At 60.7% G+C, this 16,345-nt stretch carries 13 protein-coding genes; 9 read left to right on the forward strand and 4 right to left on the reverse strand.

Annotation, left to right across the window (positions count from 1 at the left end; genetic code table 11):
• Positions 1 to 2: 2 nt before the first annotated feature.
• Both AX760_RS01770 and AX760_RS01775 read right to left on the reverse strand, forming a co-directional pair.
• Positions 3 to 959 carry an ABC transporter permease gene (locus tag AX760_RS01770; RefSeq protein WP_071831125.1) on the reverse strand — a complete coding sequence of 319 codons (957 nt, stop codon included), beginning with the start codon at positions 957 to 959 and terminating at the stop codon, positions 3 to 5.
• Positions 960 to 1,100: 141 nt separating this feature from the next.
• On the reverse strand, positions 1,101 to 2,753 hold the full coding sequence (locus AX760_RS01775) for an ABC transporter substrate-binding protein (RefSeq protein WP_071831126.1): 1,653 nt from the start codon (positions 2,751 to 2,753) through the stop codon (positions 1,101 to 1,103).
• Positions 2,754 to 3,054: 301 nt separating this feature from the next.
• On the opposite strand from AX760_RS01775, the gene AX760_RS01780 reads away from it, so the two are divergent.
• The 4 genes from AX760_RS01780 to pdxA all read left to right on the forward strand — a co-directional run bounded on the left by AX760_RS01780 (position 3,055) and on the right by pdxA (position 7,774).
• Complete coding sequence (locus tag AX760_RS01780; RefSeq protein WP_071831127.1) at positions 3,055 to 3,963, forward strand: dihydrodipicolinate synthase family protein; 909 nt, start codon at positions 3,055 to 3,057, stop codon at positions 3,961 to 3,963.
• 22 nt (positions 3,964 to 3,985) lie between these two features.
• Positions 3,986 to 5,188: a sialidase family protein gene (locus tag AX760_RS01785; protein WP_071831128.1), complete on the forward strand. Its 1,203-nt coding sequence runs from the start codon at positions 3,986 to 3,988 to the stop codon at positions 5,186 to 5,188.
• Between the two features lie 401 nt (positions 5,189 to 5,589).
• Positions 5,590 to 6,723 carry an iron-containing alcohol dehydrogenase gene (locus AX760_RS01790; RefSeq protein WP_071831129.1) on the forward strand — a complete coding sequence of 378 codons (1,134 nt, stop codon included), beginning with the start codon at positions 5,590 to 5,592 and terminating at the stop codon, positions 6,721 to 6,723.
• Positions 6,724 to 6,784: 61 nt separating this feature from the next.
• Complete coding sequence (gene pdxA / locus AX760_RS01795; RefSeq protein ID WP_071831130.1) at positions 6,785 to 7,774, forward strand: 4-hydroxythreonine-4-phosphate dehydrogenase PdxA; 990 nt, start codon at positions 6,785 to 6,787, stop codon at positions 7,772 to 7,774.
• 62 nt (positions 7,775 to 7,836) lie between these two features.
• Here the strand turns inward: pdxA and AX760_RS27905 are convergent, their stop codons facing one another.
• Positions 7,837 to 7,968, reverse strand: a complete 132-nt coding sequence (locus AX760_RS27905) for a hypothetical protein (RefSeq protein WP_280950745.1) — start codon at positions 7,966 to 7,968, stop codon at positions 7,837 to 7,839.
• Positions 7,969 to 8,477: 509 nt separating this feature from the next.
• Between AX760_RS27905 and AX760_RS01800 the strand changes: the two genes are divergently transcribed.
• Both AX760_RS01800 and AX760_RS01805 read left to right on the forward strand, forming a co-directional pair.
• Positions 8,478 to 9,902 carry a mannose-1-phosphate guanylyltransferase/mannose-6-phosphate isomerase gene (locus AX760_RS01800; protein ID WP_071831131.1) on the forward strand — a complete coding sequence of 475 codons (1,425 nt, stop codon included), beginning with the start codon at positions 8,478 to 8,480 and terminating at the stop codon, positions 9,900 to 9,902.
• Positions 9,903 to 9,940: 38 nt separating this feature from the next.
• Positions 9,941 to 11,341 (forward strand): phosphohexomutase domain-containing protein, encoded by a 1,401-nt coding sequence (locus AX760_RS01805; RefSeq protein ID WP_071831132.1) that lies wholly within the window; start codon positions 9,941 to 9,943, stop codon positions 11,339 to 11,341.
• A 134-nt stretch (positions 11,342 to 11,475) separates the two neighbouring features.
• Here the strand turns inward: AX760_RS01805 and AX760_RS01810 are convergent, their stop codons facing one another.
• A complete protein-coding gene (locus tag AX760_RS01810) occupies positions 11,476 to 13,215 on the reverse strand; it encodes a hypothetical protein (protein ID WP_139276419.1) in 1,740 nt (579 codons plus the stop codon).
• A gap of 377 nt (positions 13,216 to 13,592) precedes the next feature.
• Here AX760_RS01810 and AX760_RS01815 point away from each other — a divergent pair, with 377 nt between their 5' ends.
• The 3 genes from AX760_RS01815 to AX760_RS01825 are packed head-to-tail and all read left to right on the forward strand — an operon-like array spanning position 13,593 to position 16,302.
• Positions 13,593 to 13,919 (forward strand): STAS domain-containing protein, encoded by a 327-nt coding sequence (locus AX760_RS01815; protein ID WP_071831134.1) that lies wholly within the window; start codon positions 13,593 to 13,595, stop codon positions 13,917 to 13,919.
• Complete coding sequence (locus AX760_RS01820; protein WP_071831135.1) at positions 13,919 to 14,287, forward strand: response regulator; 369 nt, start codon at positions 13,919 to 13,921, stop codon at positions 14,285 to 14,287. The genes AX760_RS01815 and AX760_RS01820 overlap by 1 nt, the downstream gene beginning before the upstream one ends.
• The gene (locus tag AX760_RS01825) at positions 14,284 to 16,302 is read left to right on the forward strand and encodes a chemotaxis protein CheA (protein ID WP_071831136.1); all 2,019 of its coding nucleotides are present in this window, start codon (positions 14,284 to 14,286) and stop codon (positions 16,300 to 16,302) included. The genes AX760_RS01820 and AX760_RS01825 overlap by 4 nt, the downstream gene beginning before the upstream one ends.
• The last annotated feature ends 43 nt before the right edge of the window (positions 16,303 to 16,345 follow it).

Genomic DNA, 16,345 nt, shown 5'->3' on the forward strand with positions numbered 1-16,345 from the left:
AGTCAGCGGCTCCTTCGCGTGTCGTTGGCGCGCGGATCGAGCAGCGGATACAGCACATCGACGAGCAGATTGGAGATCATCACGAGGAACGAGCCGATCAACGTGATGGCGAGAATGACGGGGTAGTCGGTGTTGGTCAGCGCCTGCACAGTCAGGCGACCGAGGCCGGGCAGGCCGAACACCAGTTCAACAAAGATCGCGCCGTTGACGATGGTGATCATGATCAGGCCAAGCTGGGTCACGACGGGTGTCAGCACCGGCCGCAAGATATGGCGCAGCGCAACGATCATCTCCGGCACGCCCTTGGCGCGGGCTGTGCGCACGAAATCCTCCGACAGTACCTCGATCACCGCGGCGCGCGTCTGGCGCACGATCAGCGCGATCGGCTGGAATGACAGAACGAACAGCGGCAGCAGAATGCGAACGTCAAAGATCCCGCCCCAGCCATACGGAACATTGGAGCCGGGGATGACCATGATCAGGAGCACCATCAGCATCGGACCGGCGACATAGGCCGGGATGGCCCAGAGGAAGAGTGCCGAACCCAGAATGGCATAATCGGTGCGGGTGTTCTGTTTCAGCGCGGCGATCAGGCCGAGCGGGATGGCGACGACGGCGGTGAGCAGGATGGAACAGAGGGCAAGCTTGAAGGAAACGGGCGCTGCCGCCGAAATCATCGCCCAGACAGAGCGACCAGAGGTCAGCGAATTTCCGAAATTGCCATGCAGCAGGTTCCAGATATAGCTGCCGAACTGGACGAGGAATGGCCGGTTGAGACCCGCGCTTTCGCGGATCGCCTCGATGCGTTCGGGATTATAGGCGACGTCGCCGGGCGCGCGCAGGAAGATCAGCTTGATCGGGTCTCCGGCACCAAAATAGGCCAGTGCATAGACCCCGAGCATGACGAGCAGGACGGATGGTATCCAGACGGCGAAGCGGGTCGCAATGTAACGCAGCATGGAAGTCTCCCACCCATGTTTACAAAAGAAGAGGCGACGGAGGCGCGCATCAGCACCTGATCACACCTCGGCATTCAAGCTTTGTGCGGAAGCGGAAACCGCTCCCGCACAGGAGGTCGTGGGAAGAGGACACGCAGCCGATCAGGCGATCGAGATGTCCCAGGGCGCGACAACCTGCCAGTCGAGGTTCTTGTCCATGCCCGAGACATTGGCATTGGCCCAGCGCGACATGGTCTGCGCGTACCAGGGGATGAACTGCCAGTCCTCACGGAAGACCTTTTGGGCTTCCTGCGCCAGTGCGACGCGCTGCGGATCGTCGACGGCCTTGGTTGCCGCTTCGGCCAGCAGACTGTCGACCTTGTCGTTCTTGTAGCCACCGAGCTTGTTCTGGGCGTTGGACGAGGTCGAGGCGATCGAACCGGCGAGGTAGGAGACGGCATCTGGTACACGGGTGCCGACGTCGTCGCGGAAGATCTGCACCGCGTTCTGGTCCGGGCCGGAGTAGGCATCCTGCTGCGGCTTCATGTCGACGGCGGTGATGCCGAGGTTCTGGCGCCACTGTTCGGCGATGAACTGCGCCGCAGCCTCGATCGCCGGGCCGGAAATGCCGACGAAAAGCAGTTTCGGCAGGCGCTCGGGGCCACCATAGCTGGATTCGGCAAGCAGCTTCTTGGCCGCCTCCGGATCATAGGGATAAGGTTCGAAACCGGAATTGTCGGCTCCCGGAACCGAATTGATGACCTGATCGGTCTTCTTGTGCGGACCGTCCGGGAAAGACGCCTTGATCAGCCCGTCGCGGTCGACCGCCATGATCAGTGCCTGGCGAACCTTCGGATCGTCCATCGGCGCGCGCGCGCTGTTGAACCAGAAATGCTGGCTGGTCGGGATCAGCGGACCCGATGCGAAATCGGCACCGAGATCCTGGACGATGGTCGATGTGACAAGCTCGGTATGGGCGTTGAACTCGCCGGATTTCAAAAGCGACGTCGCCGTGACATTGTCTTCGATCGAGGAAATCTCGATGCGCGCCAGCTTCGGCTTCGGTCCAAAGAAGTTTTCATTGGCTTCGAACACCAGCTTGCCGGCGTCGATATCGATGCTGGTTAGCTTGAACGGACCGGAATAGACGGCGCCATTGTCCGGCATGTACCAGTCCATCACTTCTTCGCCGTCTTCGCCGCGCGACTGCGAAGCCTTGGTGATCGGAGCGATGTGATTGGCGATGCGCATGAAGAAGATCGGATCGGAGGCGCCGAGCGTCACGACCACGGTTGCCTCATCCGGCGTCGCGATGCCGGAGATTTCCTTGGCCGTGCCGCCGCTGACCTCCGCGAAGCCTGCGACTTTGCCCAGCACCTGGTCGGCGCGCTGGCTCTTGCTGTTGGGCATCGAGGCAACGTTCCACGACCCCTTCACGTCTTCAGCCGTAATCTTGCTGCCATCCGAAAAGACGGCTTTGGGGTCAATCTTGAAGGTCCAGATCTTGTTGTCGTCGGACGGCTCCCAGCTTGTGAAGACATATGGGTGCAGGTCGCCTTTCGCATCGAAATACATCGGCGAGGCCCACCATGCCGAATTCCAGCGGAACGGTACGCCGCCGCCGCGCAACGGCGACCAATCCTGGTTGAAGGCGGGGTTGGCGACCTTCAGCACCTGGCCCTCCTGGGCCATGACAATGCGCGCGCCCATGCCGAAAAGCGTGACGGCGAGGCTGGTGCCGAGGCCGATTTTCAGGGCGCTGCGGCGGGTGAGTTGTGATCTCGGCGAAGCGAATTCATTGTTCTGATTAGACATCTGATCCTCCAATAGATGCAATCATCGCGCCCTCCATTCTGCCTGGTTCCCGACAGGTTGCCGCGCCATGATGAGGCCAGACACTGGAACCATATTGTAAATCTGTCAACAATAATTCCATTTATCGGGAGGAGAAAAAACTCATAACTGAAATATATATATATAAAACAACGACGAATTTTTATGTTTGCAATGCGGTAGGTTTTTTTATCTTGACAACTTGTCATGATCCGGCTGAAAAGCAGGCTTGTTCGCGCCTCCAGCGAGGCTGCGGAGCGACGATCCGGGAGGACTTTGCCTTATGACGATCACACCCCGCATCCGCGGTGTCTACAGTGCAGCGACGACGCCGCTGAACGCCGACCATAGTCCCGATCTTGGCCTGTTCGCGGCGCATTGCCAGCGTTTGCTCGATGAAGGCTGTCACGGTGTGGCCCTGCTCGGCACGACCGGTGAGGCAAACTCCTTTTCCTTGGTGGAGCGACAGGCTCTCCTCGAGGGGGTGGTCAAGGCGGGGATCGGTCCGGAAAAGCTGATGCCGGGCACGGGCGTCGCGGCCATTCCCGAAACGGTCGCGCTAACGCGTCACGCCCTGTCGCTCGGGGTAACGCGGGTCGTGATGCTGCCGCCCTTCTACTACAAGGGTGTGTCCGACGACGGGCTGTTTGCCGCCTATGCGCGGATCATCGAGGCCATCGGCGACGACCGGCTGCAGGTGGTGCTCTATCATATCCCGCAGGTGTCCGGTGTCGCGCTGTCCCTGCCGCTGATCGGCCGGCTGATTGCAGCGTTTCCCGATACGGCAGTCGGCATCAAGGATTCCGCAGGGGATTTCGGCAATATGGAGGCGCTTCTGGCCGCATATCCGGGTTTTTCCGTTCTGGCAGGCGCCGATCCCCTGTTGCTGCCGCTGGTCAAGGCGGGCGGGGCGGGCTGCATCACCGCAACCTCCAACCTTGTCGCCGCATCCTTGCGCACCGTCTATGACCACGCCATTGATCCGGCCATGGCGGACCGCGTCGAGGCGGCGCAGGCGCGCATCAATGCTTATCGCAGCCTGTCCAATACCTATGTTCAAATCCCGACGATCAAGGCGATGGTCGGGCTGAAGACCGGCGAGCCGAAATGGGCAGAGCCGCGTGCGCCGCTGATGGCGCTCAATCCCGCCGACCAGGCTGATCTGGCCGCCAAGTTCGCGCAACTGCCGTAGTCGGCGTCTGGAGGAGGATGTGATGTCTGGCAATTCCGGCCTGCACCCTGAAGAAATCCCGCCACGGATGACCGGTGACATCACGCCGGTGCCGCATGTTTCGGGTCGGTTCGAGGCCTTTCTCCCGTCGCCTTGCGTGCAGAATCACGCTGCAAACCTCGCTTTCCTTCCGGATGGCACGCTGACCTGCGTCTGGTTTGGTGGCACGATGGAGGGCATGGGCGATATTTCGATCTATATGGCACGCCTGGCGCCCGGTGCCGATCACTGGTCGCAACCGGAGAAAATGTCGGACGATCCAGCGAGGTCCGAACAGAACCCGATCATCTTCGTCGCGCCGGATGGCTGCGTCTGGCTGCTCTATACCGCGCAGACATCGGGTAATCAGGACGGTGCGGTCGTCAAATGCCGGATTTCGCAGGATGGCGGCCGCAGTTTCGGCCCGCCCGCCGTGCTCTGCGATACGCCCGGAACCTTTGTGCGCCAGCCGATCGTGGTCAATGAGGACGGCGTCTGGCTCTTGCCCGTCTTCCGCTGCGTCAGCGAACCCGGCCAGCGCTGGACAGGCAATGTCGATACCGCAGCCGTGCTGGTTTCCCGTGATCAGGGGTGCCAATGGACGATGACCGACGTGCCGGACAGCGTCGGTGCCGTGCACATGAACATTGTTCCCCTCGGTGGTGCCCGGATGGTTGCCTTCTATCGCAACCGCTTTGCCCGGCAGGTGCTGCGCAGCGTCTCGGTGGATAGCGGACTGACCTGGACAAGGCCCGAACCAACGGAACTGCCCAACAACAACTCCTCAATCCAGGCCACCCGCCTGTCCGGCCGCCGGATCGCCATGGTCTACAATCATTCGAATGCCTCCATGTCCGGGGAGCGGCGACTTTCGCTGTACGATGAAATCGAGCCGGAGGGCGAGGCGGGTGATTGCGAACCCGTTCCGTCTTTGGAAATGTCGGAGAACAAAGGCACTGGTGCGGTCTGGGGTGTCCCGCGCGCGCCGCTGAGCCTTGTGATTTCGAGCGATGGCGGACAGAGTTTCAGCGACCGGCAGGACTTGGATATAGGTGATGGCTATTGCCTGACGAACAATTCCAGGGACGCGCTCAACCGCGAATATTCCTATCCGTCGATCATCGAGGGCCCGGATGGCGGGCTGCATGTCGCCTACACCTATTATCGACGCGCGATCAAATATGTTCGCCTCCCGCCTCACGGATAGGTTCAGCGGGTGGGAGCTACGGCACGCAGACGTGCAGTGTTTCGCCGGCACGTTTCGGATTTGTAAAATTTCGCACTGTCCAGCTTCCGGATCCAGGTGAATCTGAGAGGAAAGATCCATTTTTGCTAAGACGTGTCAATCCGATGCTATCGGCTTGTTGCCGCGGGAAGGGCAGGCGTGGAAATCACGATGATGCGTGATGTTCCTGTATATACGTTTTAGAATCAATGATTTATGATTTCGATTCTGCGGGTTCTGGCAGATTGTTGCCGAGGATGAATTGAAAAGCGACGGGCTTCATCCCTTTATTCTTGCCAGTAGGGATGAATTTATATAACAAATTTACATGTTGATCCATCGGCGATGAAAACCGTTGAAGCCGCATCAGTAAGGAATGGCCCATGAACAGCTTGCCAGCACCGATCACCATCATCCGGCCGCAGATCATCGAGTTCGGTGTCGGCGTGGCCGGCAGGCTCGGAACATGGGCCGTTGCGCAGGGCTATCGCCGCGTGCTTGTTGTCTCCGATGCCTTCAATGCCTCGCGTGTTAATCTTCTCGGGCTTCAGGGCGCAATCACGTTGTTTGCCGACGTGCGGCCGGAGCCGGACACCCATAATCTCGACCGCCTGCTTGAGGTCGCAAATTCCGCCGACGCCGAATTGATCGTCGGTTTCGGCGGCGGCAGCGCCATGGATCTGGCCAAGCTGGCGGCGGTGCTGGCCGGATCGAGCCAGTCTCTGCAGGATGTCGTTGGTCCGAACAAGGTGGCTGCACGCCGCCGGGTCGGGCTTGCGCAGGTGCCGACAACATCAGGAACCGGCAGCGAAGCCGGTATCCGGGCGCTGGTTACCGATCCCGAAACCCAGGCCAAACTGGCTGTCGAGAGCATCCATATGCTGGCCGACATCGCGGTCATCGATCCGGGGCTGACCATGACGGTTCCGGCCGCAACGACCGCCGCGACAGGCGTCGATGCCATGGCCCATTGTGTTGAGGCCTTCACCAATCGCAAGGCGCATCCGCTCATCGATCTCTACGCGATCGAGGGCGTGCGGCTGGTCGGCCGGTTTCTGGCCCGTGCCGTGGCCGATGGCAGCGATGCCGAAGCCCGTGCCGGCCTGTCGCTTGCTTCGCTCTATGGTGGCTTCTGCCTCGGGCCGGTCAACACGGCCGGCGGTCACGCTTTGGCCTATCCGCTCGGCACGCGCTGGCATGTGGCGCACGGTGCCGCCAACGCGCTGATCTTTCCGCATGTGCTGGCCTTCAACAGCCCGGCGGTGCCCGATAAAACCGCAGCCATCCTTGCCGCTCTCGGGTTTGCCCCTGCCGCTTCGCAGGAGGCTGTTTTCGATGCCGCCCATGGCTTTTGCCACACGCTCGGCATCGAGATGCGGCTTTCTGCGCTGGGCGTGCCGAAGGACGATCTCCCGGTCATGGCAGGCGACGCCTTCGCCATCCGCCGGCTTCTCGACAACAACCCCCGCGATCTCAGCCAGGCCGATATCCTGTCGATCTACGAGGCCGCCTACTAGTCAGACCGCAAGGCCGGCCGGACGGCATGTGCCACGGCAAGCTTAAAAATGAGGAAGTTTCATGGGTAAGACATCGCGCGTCGCCATCACGCTCGGAGATCCCTCCGGCGTTGGCCCCGAGGTCATCGTCAAGGCGCTGGCCGACTTGCCGAAGGCGGATCGCGTCAATTTCGTCGTCGTCGGCAATGTCGAGGCCCTCGAGCGTGCCAACCGCGTGACGGGCACCAGCCTGCGTTTCTCGTCGGGCGCATCGGGAAGCGACGATGCCGTTCTGGTCGACGAGGTGGTGATCGATGGCGCCCTGCCTGAGATCGGCAAGGTCAGCCCGATCGCCGGCGACGCCTCGGTGCGCTACATCAAGCGCGCGGTCGAACTCGCCATGTCAGGCGCCGTCGATTGCATGGTGACGGCGCCGATCAACAAGGAGGCCATGAACCTTGCCGGCCATCACTTCGATGGCCATACCGGCCTGCTGGCGCATCTGACGAAATCCAAGAGTTCGTTCATGCTGCTGGCCTCCGAGCGGCTGAACACGATCCACGTCTCGACCCATGTCTCGCTGCGCACGGCCATCGAACGCGCCACTGTCGAGCGCGTTCTGGCAACGATCGAGGCCGGCCACAGGCACTTTCTCCGTCTCGGTAAGAAAGCGCGGATCGCCGTTGCCGGGCTCAATCCGCATTGCGGCGAGGGCGGACTGTTCGGGGATGAGGACACCAAATTTCTGGCACCGGCTGTCGAACTGGCGCGGGCCAAGGGCATCGACGTCGTCGGCCCGATCTCGGCGGATACCGTCTATGCCCGCGCCTATGGCGGCGCTTTCGATCTGGTGATTGCGCAATATCATGACCAGGGCCATATCCCCATCAAGCTCGTGGCTTTCGAAACGGCGGTCAATGTCTCGCTCGGCCTGCCGATTGATCGCGTCTCCGTCGATCATGGCACCGCCTTCGACATCGCAGGCACAGGCAAGGCCAATCACGCCAACATGCTGTCAGCAATCGACTATGCCCGCATGGTGGCGAGCGCCCCGAGGCTGCCTGCAGCCTGAAGGGCTTCACGTCTATTCTGTCGCGATGAAGGGAAGAAACGCGTCAAGGCCGCGCGGTATCCTTATAGGATCTCCGCGGCGTTGGCTGGCGTTGCCATCGGCACGCCACCATCCATGTCGTGTTCGACATATTTCACGGCCAGGATGCTGAGCACCGATCCGAGCAGAACGCCAAACATTATTCGCATCATCATTGTTTTGTTCTTCCACTAATTGCGCGAGAGAAACGTGCCACTCGCGCCTAAGTTCCCCGGCGGTTGCCGCGGGGGGGCTGATCGCCAGAAAGCTTTGATCGACGCAGCGTGACGCTGCGATAATCGGGGCTGTGCAGATCGTCAGCACTCGACTGTCCTGTTGGAAAACCGGCGTGTCCGGATCAAGCGCAAAAGCATGCCACGGCCGGGCGTGCGTCGTGCCGCCATCTCCGAACTTGCACATAGTCGTTGAACTCTCCTGCTTTTCGATGCTAAACCGGGGGAGTGCAGTGCAGCAAATTGACGGACGGACGCTGGCATGGCGCAAGCGACCGCTTATTTTTTCAATTCATGTTTCAATATTTTGCAGGTTCGACCACGAAAACTTCAGAGCAATATGGTAAGTGCCTGCCACCGTATCCAATCGTTAAATACGGTGATCGCTCGAGCTTTCTGGCGGTGGAGCCATTGGAATAGACGACGTGGCGATTAGAAGGAACGTTGATCCCTTGACCGAAAATCTCATTGTTCCCATCATTCTGGCCGGTGGCAAGGGGACGCGGCTCTGGCCAATGTCCCGCTCGCAGCGGCCCAAGCAGTTTCTGGCTTTGACGGGTGACTTCAGCCTGTTTCAATTGACGTTGCAGCGGCTGGCTGATCCCGAGCGATACGACAAGCCGATCGTGGTCACCAATGCCGACTACCGCTTTCTGGTCGCCGAGCAGGCGCAGGAAATCGGCGTGGAGCTTGCAGAGGTGGTGCTCGAGCCAATCGCCCGAAATACGGCGCCGGCGATCGCCGCAGCCTCGCTGATTGCCGCGCGCGATGGCGCCCGTCTCGTGCACGTGCTGGCGTCCGACCACAACATCCTCGTCGACAGCGCCTACCTCACCGCGGTCGATACGGCCGTGGCTGCCGCCAAGAGTGGACGTCTTGCGACATTCGGCATCACGCCGACGGCGCCAGCGACAGGCTTCGGCTATATCGAGGGCGGCGACACGCAGACGAGCGGCGCGCTGGCCGTCAAACGCTTTGTCGAAAAGCCGGACGAGGCCAAGGCGCAGGAAATGATCGCCAGTGGGAACTACTACTGGAATTCCGGCATGTTCCTGTTCGATTCCGCCGTTTTCCTGTCCGAGTGCGGGACGCTGGCACCCGACGTCCTGGCCGCTGCGGAGGCTTCTGTCGCCGCCGCGCACAAGGACCTCGATTTCATGCGTCTCGGCGAGACGGAATTTGCGGAATCACCGGATATCTCGGTCGACTACGCGATTTTCGAAAAAACAGCGCTGGCATCAGTTGTTCCCTCGCCAATCAGCTGGTCTGATCTCGGCGCCTGGGATGCCGTCTGGAAGGAAAGCCCAGCCGACGCTTCCGGCAACGTGACGAAGGGCCCTGTGCACGTCTTTGATTCGCGAAACTCGTTTGCCCTGTCCGAAGGCGCGCATGTCGTGATTAACGGGCTCGACGACGCCGTCGTGATCGCGTCCGAAGACGCCGTCTATGTCGGCAAGCTTTCCGACGCGCAGGCTGTCGGAACCGTCGTCAAGCATCTGGCAAAGCTGCCGACGACAGCGAGACTCACCGAAGAGCATCGCACCAGCTATCGGCCCTGGGGCGGGTTCAGCTCGCTTCTGTCAGGCGAGCGTTTTCAGGTGAAGCGCCTCTTCGTCAAGCCCGGCAAGCAGCTTTCGCTGCAGAAGCACCACCATCGGTCGGAACACTGGATCGTGGTGCGCGGCACGGCAGAGGTGCAGATCGGCGAAACCAAACGCATGCTGCGCGAGAACGAATCTGTCTATATTCCACAGGGCGAGCTGCACCGGCTTTCCAATCCGGGAAAGATCCTGCTCGAGCTCATCGAAGTACAGACCGGGTCCTATCTTGGCGAAGACGACATCATTCGTCTGGAAGACGCGTTCGGACGCAACTGAGCGGGTCCGCATCTCAAAACAGGAGCTTTGAAGCGCACATGGCGGCAGCATTTGGAACATCGGGCCTGCGCGGCCCGGCGGTTGATTTCACGGCGGAGGTTTGCGCCGCCTATGTCCGGGCCTTTCTGGAGCGCTGCGCGGAGGCCGGCGAGGGAAGGACGGCCTATGTCGCTGCCGATCTCAGGGAATCGAGCCCCCGGATCGCCGGCTATTGCCTGGCCGCGATCGAAGCGGAAGGCTGGACGGCCGACTGGGCCGGCGAAGTGCCCACGCCCGCCGTTGCCGCCTATGCAATGGCCCGTGGCGCTCCGGCAATGATGATCACCGGCAGCCATATTCCGGAAAGCTACAACGGCATCAAGTTCTACCGGCCCGACGGCGAGTTTCTGAAAACCGACGAGGCACCGGTGCGGCTGCGGGCAGAGGCCATGCTGGCGGCTGGCCTTGTCGCAGGCGCAGCGGCTCCCGGGGCGCCATTGGCCGACGTCGCATCCTCCTATCTCAGCCGCTACATCGATGCGTTCGGCACCGATGCGCTGGCCGGCCTGAAGATCGGTGTGGACCTGCATTCGGCGGTCGGCCGCGATCTGACGGTAGCGATCTTTGAGGGGCTGGGCGCGCAATGCACGCCCTTTAGGCGCGTCGATCGCTTCGTGGCCGTCGATACCGAGGCGCTGGACCCGGATGATGTGGCCCGTGCCAAGGCGGTGATCCTGGAACATGGACTGGATGCGGTGGTCTCCACCGATGGTGACGGTGACCGCCCGCTGGTGATCGACGATACCGGGCGACAGATCCATGGCGACGTCCTGGGCATGCTGACGGCGCGCGCCATCGGTGCAAAGACCGTCGTCACGCCGCTCTCCTCCACAGGCGCCGTCGAACAGTCCGGCTGGTTCGACACGGTGGTGCGGACAATGATCGGATCGCCTTATGTGGTGGCCGAAATGGGCAAGGCCGAAGCCCATCCCGTTGTCGGTTTTGAAGCCAATGGCGGTTTCCTGCTTCAGGACGACGTGCCGCTGGCCAAGGGCATGCTTCAGCGCCTGCCGACGCGCGATGCCATCCTGCCGGCTGTTGCCTGCCTTGTCCTGGCGAAATCCGAGGGCAAGAGGCTGTCGCAACTGGCGGCAAGCTTGCCGCCGCGCTTCATGCAGGCCGACCGCGTCAAGGAGGTATCGGCGGACAAGGCCAAGGTCTTCCTGAAGTCGGTGGAAAGCTCGCTCGAATTCAGGGCCGCTTTCGACCCGCGGATCGCAGCCCCGGTGGAAATCTCGACGCTTGACGGGGTTCGCATGGTGTTTGCAAACAAGGACACCGTCCACTTCCGGCAATCCGGCAATGCCCCCGAGATGCGCATCTACGTCGAGACGGGGGCCACGGAGTCGACAGGGCGTCTTCTCGGCGATCTCATGGAACGCTTGAAGAGCGAGTTCTGAAGGACGCGCGCGTCTTTATGCAAAGGCGCGCGTGACGCCGTGATGCTTGCCGCCATCAGACGGGCTGCCCGGCCGCTTCGCTGTCAGGAGGTGCTGTCAGCGGTCGTTTTGGCAATGACTGACCGGATGCGAGGTCAAAACAGCGCCGATTCGAAAAGATCGTCCTCGTCATTGGAGACGACGGTCAGGTTCGGCGCTGCGGCGGCGCTGCCGAATATCACCGCATGCACTTCGCGCTCTTTCACCATTGTATAGACCTTGGCGATCTTGCCGCCGACATCGGAAAGCGCTGCTTCCAGGCCATCGGTCGGGGGGAAGTCCTCTGCCGCAAGATCGGCAGCCTGCTGCGCGCACCCGGTCAGCACATCACCAAGCTGCGCCCTGTAGTCTAGCTTTGCAACGGACGCGGTCACCTTGGTCGCGATGTCGTAGCCACATCCCCGCAGGACAACCAGATCCTCTTCCATCATGTCACCGGCGCTGCGGATGGCGTTTAGCGCGTTCTCCAGCTTGGTGTCGAGCGGCTCGCCGCGGTCCGTTTCAGACTGTGAATCGCCCAACTTCGTGGCGTTCGCCTGCAGAACCTGGAGCTCCTCCAGGATGCTCTGTGCCGTCTCGTCGAGCTTGCCGGCGAAACCCCGGAGTTCGCCGGTCACGACATTGATCGCCCGGCCTTCTTCGCCCAACCGGCTGCAGCGCAGATTGGTGTTCAGCGCCATATACTGGATATCGGTGCGGATCAGCTTGATCGTTTCAACGCCGTCGAGAAGCTCGCGCACCGTGGCGATGGTGCCGCAGCCGAGTTCATTGGCCGCATCAGCCGCCTTTTCGATGTCGCCGACGACGGTCCGTGCGGCAGTGACATCCCGTTCCAGTATCCGCATGGCGCTGTTTGTGCCCGCGCCACCTTTCGGCTCCATTTCGCCGTGCAGTTCGAGCAGGCCGGCGATGTCAGTGTTGAACCCGGCGATCGTACCGACGATCGTGCCGCTCTCGCGGTCGAAATCGGTGGTGATCTGGTTGAGCTGCTGCGATACGAGATGGCGGATCACCAGCGACAGACGGTTCAGCTCGTCGAACGGCAACGCCCTGCCTTCGGGTGAATCCAGATAGGCATCCAGGATCGAGAACGCCGCCTGGCAATGCTCGATCCGCTGGCGCGTAATATCGCCGATCTGCATCGCCGAGAGCGTCACGCTAACCCTGCCTTGAACCTTGCGCGTTAAATCGCTCACCCTGGCCGCGATGTCTGCAAGGTGCCGGCGCTGCGCACCCAGTTCGCTGACATTGCTGGAAAGGCTGGCAACGATCGCGGGCACCGACTTCCGGTATCCCTCCAGTGTCTGGCGTCCGCGCGTCGAGGCAATGCCGAGTGTCGCCCCGAGCGCCAGAATATTGGCCGAAAGCTGGTTGACCTGTGTGCTGCCCAATTGAATGCGTTCGATGATCTCTTCGGCGAACCCGGCAAAATCCGCGATGCCGGCGCCGGTGATTTTGGCTGTAATCGCAAAGGTGCGCAGGTAACGCAGCGTTTCCTGCATATCGTCGACGTAGGAACGCAAAGCCTTCTCGGTCTTTGTCACATCTTCCAGCCGCTGCTGCCGGTCATGCTCAAGCTGCGGCAGGAGGGAAATCTGACTGACCGTCTGCGCCAACTGATCGGCAGTAGACTGCGCCGTTTCTGCATCCAGCGACTTTGCAAGATTGTCGAGCGTCGACAATAAGCGGTTGAGAACGTCGAGCACGGAGATGAGGATTTCGCCACCGGCGAGAAACCTTTGCTCGATCTGCGACCGGGCGCTTTCGAGCCGCGACACGAGATCGGTCTCGGCGGACCGGGTCGGAGAGTACGCAACATTTGATCTTCCAGACAACGCCATACCCCATGTCTCGCGAATTTAAGGACATCGTAATCACGAGTCGGAAACTTAGCGTAAACTTCGAGAGAAGAGGCCTGCGAGAAATAGTCTGTTTTACACGGATTCTCGTTATGAGGGCGCTGGCGCCCAAAGGGTTGTGCTGCAAACTCTTGTGGGGCAGAAATAATATTAGATACAACTGCACAAGAATAAAATATTGATATAAATCAATGTGATAAGTGTGTGTCAACGCACCGATTTTTTAATTTTTATGACAGCAAAAACTACCAATGCGGGAAATTTAATCAAAAAATTTACCTTTCATTAAGTCAGAATTGAGACATTTGTTATCGGGGAATATAGAGTTACTCAAATATTGTTCGGGGCCTATTATGCAAATTTCTGCAGATACCGCTGCGCCGTTGAAGTTAACGGGGGCGTTGACTATTCGGACCGTAGCTGAAGTCAAGGAACGTCTATCGGGCCTGATCAGTAACAACGGCGAAGTTACGCTTGAGATCGCAGAAACATCCCAGGTTGACCTAAGCTTTGTTCAATTGATCGAGGCGGCCCGTGCCTATGCCGAAAGCTGCCGCAAGACGCTCCTGCTGAAGGCGCCCGCCTCGGGTGGCCTGCTCGACGTGCTGACGCGCGGGGGGTTCAACGACGAAATTTCCTCCGAAACCGCGAAATTCTGGCTTCACCGGGAGACAGTGTGATGACCGCAAAGATTTTGACCGTAGACGATTCCGCCAGCATCCGCCTGACGACCCGTGTGGCCCTGTCCAATGCGGGTTATACCGTCACCGAGGCCGTGGACGGCAAGGATGGACTGACCAAGCTCCAAGCCGGCACATACGATCTCATCGTCACTGATCTGAATATGCCGATCATGGACGGCCTGACGATGATCCGTGAGTTGCGCAAACTGCCCGCCCATACCGGCGTTCCGGTCATCTTCCTGACGACTGAATCCGATGGCGATATCAAGGCTCAGGCCAAGGCAGCCGGCGCCACCGGCTGGTTGACCAAGCCCTTCGATCCCGAAAGCCTCGTCAAGATCGCCAGAAAGGTTCTTGGCCGATGAGCGATCAGGATCCGATTGCGGTCTTTCTGAACGAGGCTGCCGAGATGCTGGAGCAGGTCGAATCCGGCCTTCTCGACCTCACGCGCCGCCTTGACGACAAGGAAAAGATCGATGCGGTCTTCCGCGGCCTGCATACGCTCAAGGGTTCGGGCTCGATGTTCGGCTTCGATGCGCTCGCCGCTTTCACGCACCATTGCGAAACCGCTTTCGACCGCGTGCGCAAAGGCGACGTGCCGGCAACGCAGGAACTCGTCGCAGCCGTTCTGGCGGCGCAGGATCACATGCGCGCCCTTCTCGACACGCCAAACGGCGACCATGATGCCTTGAGCGCCACCCTGCTTGCGACCCTGCAGGAGGCCGTCAACGGCAGCGATACGGCGCCGGCGACACCGGTCAAATCGACAGCTTCTGTCGCAGCACCTGCCCCGCAGGTGAAGAGCGGTGAGACGACTTGGACCATCCGCTTCCAACTTCCGGCCAACGCCATGGCCAACGGTACCAATCCGCTTGGCCTGCTGGACGAACTGCGTGAACTCGGCAAGTGCCGCATCGTGGCAGACACCAGCACGATCCCGTCTTTCGATCTTCTCAACCCGACAGACATGCACCTTTCCTGGAATGTCACGCTGACCACCGCCAAGCCGCGTTCCGATATCGAGGATGTGTTCATCTTCGTCATGGACGACATGGAACTGACCATATCGGAGATGCCGTCTGCACTCCCGCACCCGACCGAAAAGGCAGTTGCAGAAACCGCACCTGGTGTCAGTTCACCAAAAGCCATCGAGCGTGACGCACCCCAGCCTGTGGTTGCCGCCAATGATTCCAGGCAGAACAAGGTGGCAGAGAACGTCAAGGTTCCGGCAGAGCGCCTCGACGAGATGATGGACCGCGTCGGCGAACTGGTCATTGCCCAATCGCGGCTCACGCAAATCGCCGGCGCCGGCGCCGATCTCGGCCTGCGCTCTGTTTCGGAAGAAATCGAACGCCTTTCGGGCGAACTGCGCGACACGATGATGGTTCTGCGCATGATGCCGGTTGCCAGCCTGTTTGGCCGCTTCCGCCGCCTCGTGCACGATCTGTCGCGCGAGACCGGCAAGGAAATCGAACTGGTCACGGAAGGCGAAACCACCGAAGTCGACAAGACGGTGATCGACCGCCTGGCCGATCCGCTGGTGCATCTGGTCAGGAACTCGATCGACCATGGGCTGGAAGTACCACAGGACCGCATCGCAGCCGGCAAGCCTGCCAAGGGCAAAATCCTGCTGTCGGCCCAACAGACGGGCGGCGAAGTCATCATTACCATCAAGGATGACGGCCGTGGCATCAATCGCGAGCGGGTCCGGGCCAAGGCCGAGTCCTCTGGCCTCATCCAGCCGGGCGCCGTTCTGGCGGATCAGGAACTGCTGCAGCTCATCTTCCAGCCGGGTTTTTCCACCGCTGCAACAGTCACCAACCTGTCCGGTCGCGGCGTCGGCATGGACGTTGTCAAGAAAACCGTCGAAGCGCTTCGCGGCGCCATCGAAGTCATCAGCCGGCCCGGCGAAGGCTCCGAAGTCTCGCTGCGCATTCCGCTGACCCTGGCCATTATCGAGGGACTTCTCGTGCGCGTCGGCACCGGCTGCTACGTCATCCCTCTGTCGGCCGTCGAGGAATGCCTCGAACTCTCGCTGGAAGAAGATTTGCGTTCGCGCGGACGCAGCTTCATCTCGCTGCGCGACAGCCTCGTGCCGTTCCTCCGGCTGCGGGAGCTCTTTCACACCGGCACCTCGCCAGATCAACATCAGAAAGTCGTGGTCGTCTCGACCGGATCCGAACGGGTCGGCCTGGTCGTCGACCAGATCATCGGCGACCACCAGACTGTTATCAAATCCATGTCCAAGCTGCATGACGATGTGGTGACGTTCTCCGGTGCCACCATCCTCGGAGATGGCAGCGTCGCACTGATCCTCGACGTCACCCAACTCGTCGCGGCCGGACAACAGCAGGAGGCGCAATTGCGGGCCGCAGGATGAACGAAGTCGTCAGAAAGCTTGACTACGAGAATATCTGGAGCGG

The sequence above is a fragment of the Pararhizobium antarcticum genome, assembly GCF_001885585.1.
Taxonomy (GTDB): Bacteria; Pseudomonadota; Alphaproteobacteria; order Rhizobiales; family Rhizobiaceae; genus Pararhizobium; species Pararhizobium antarcticum.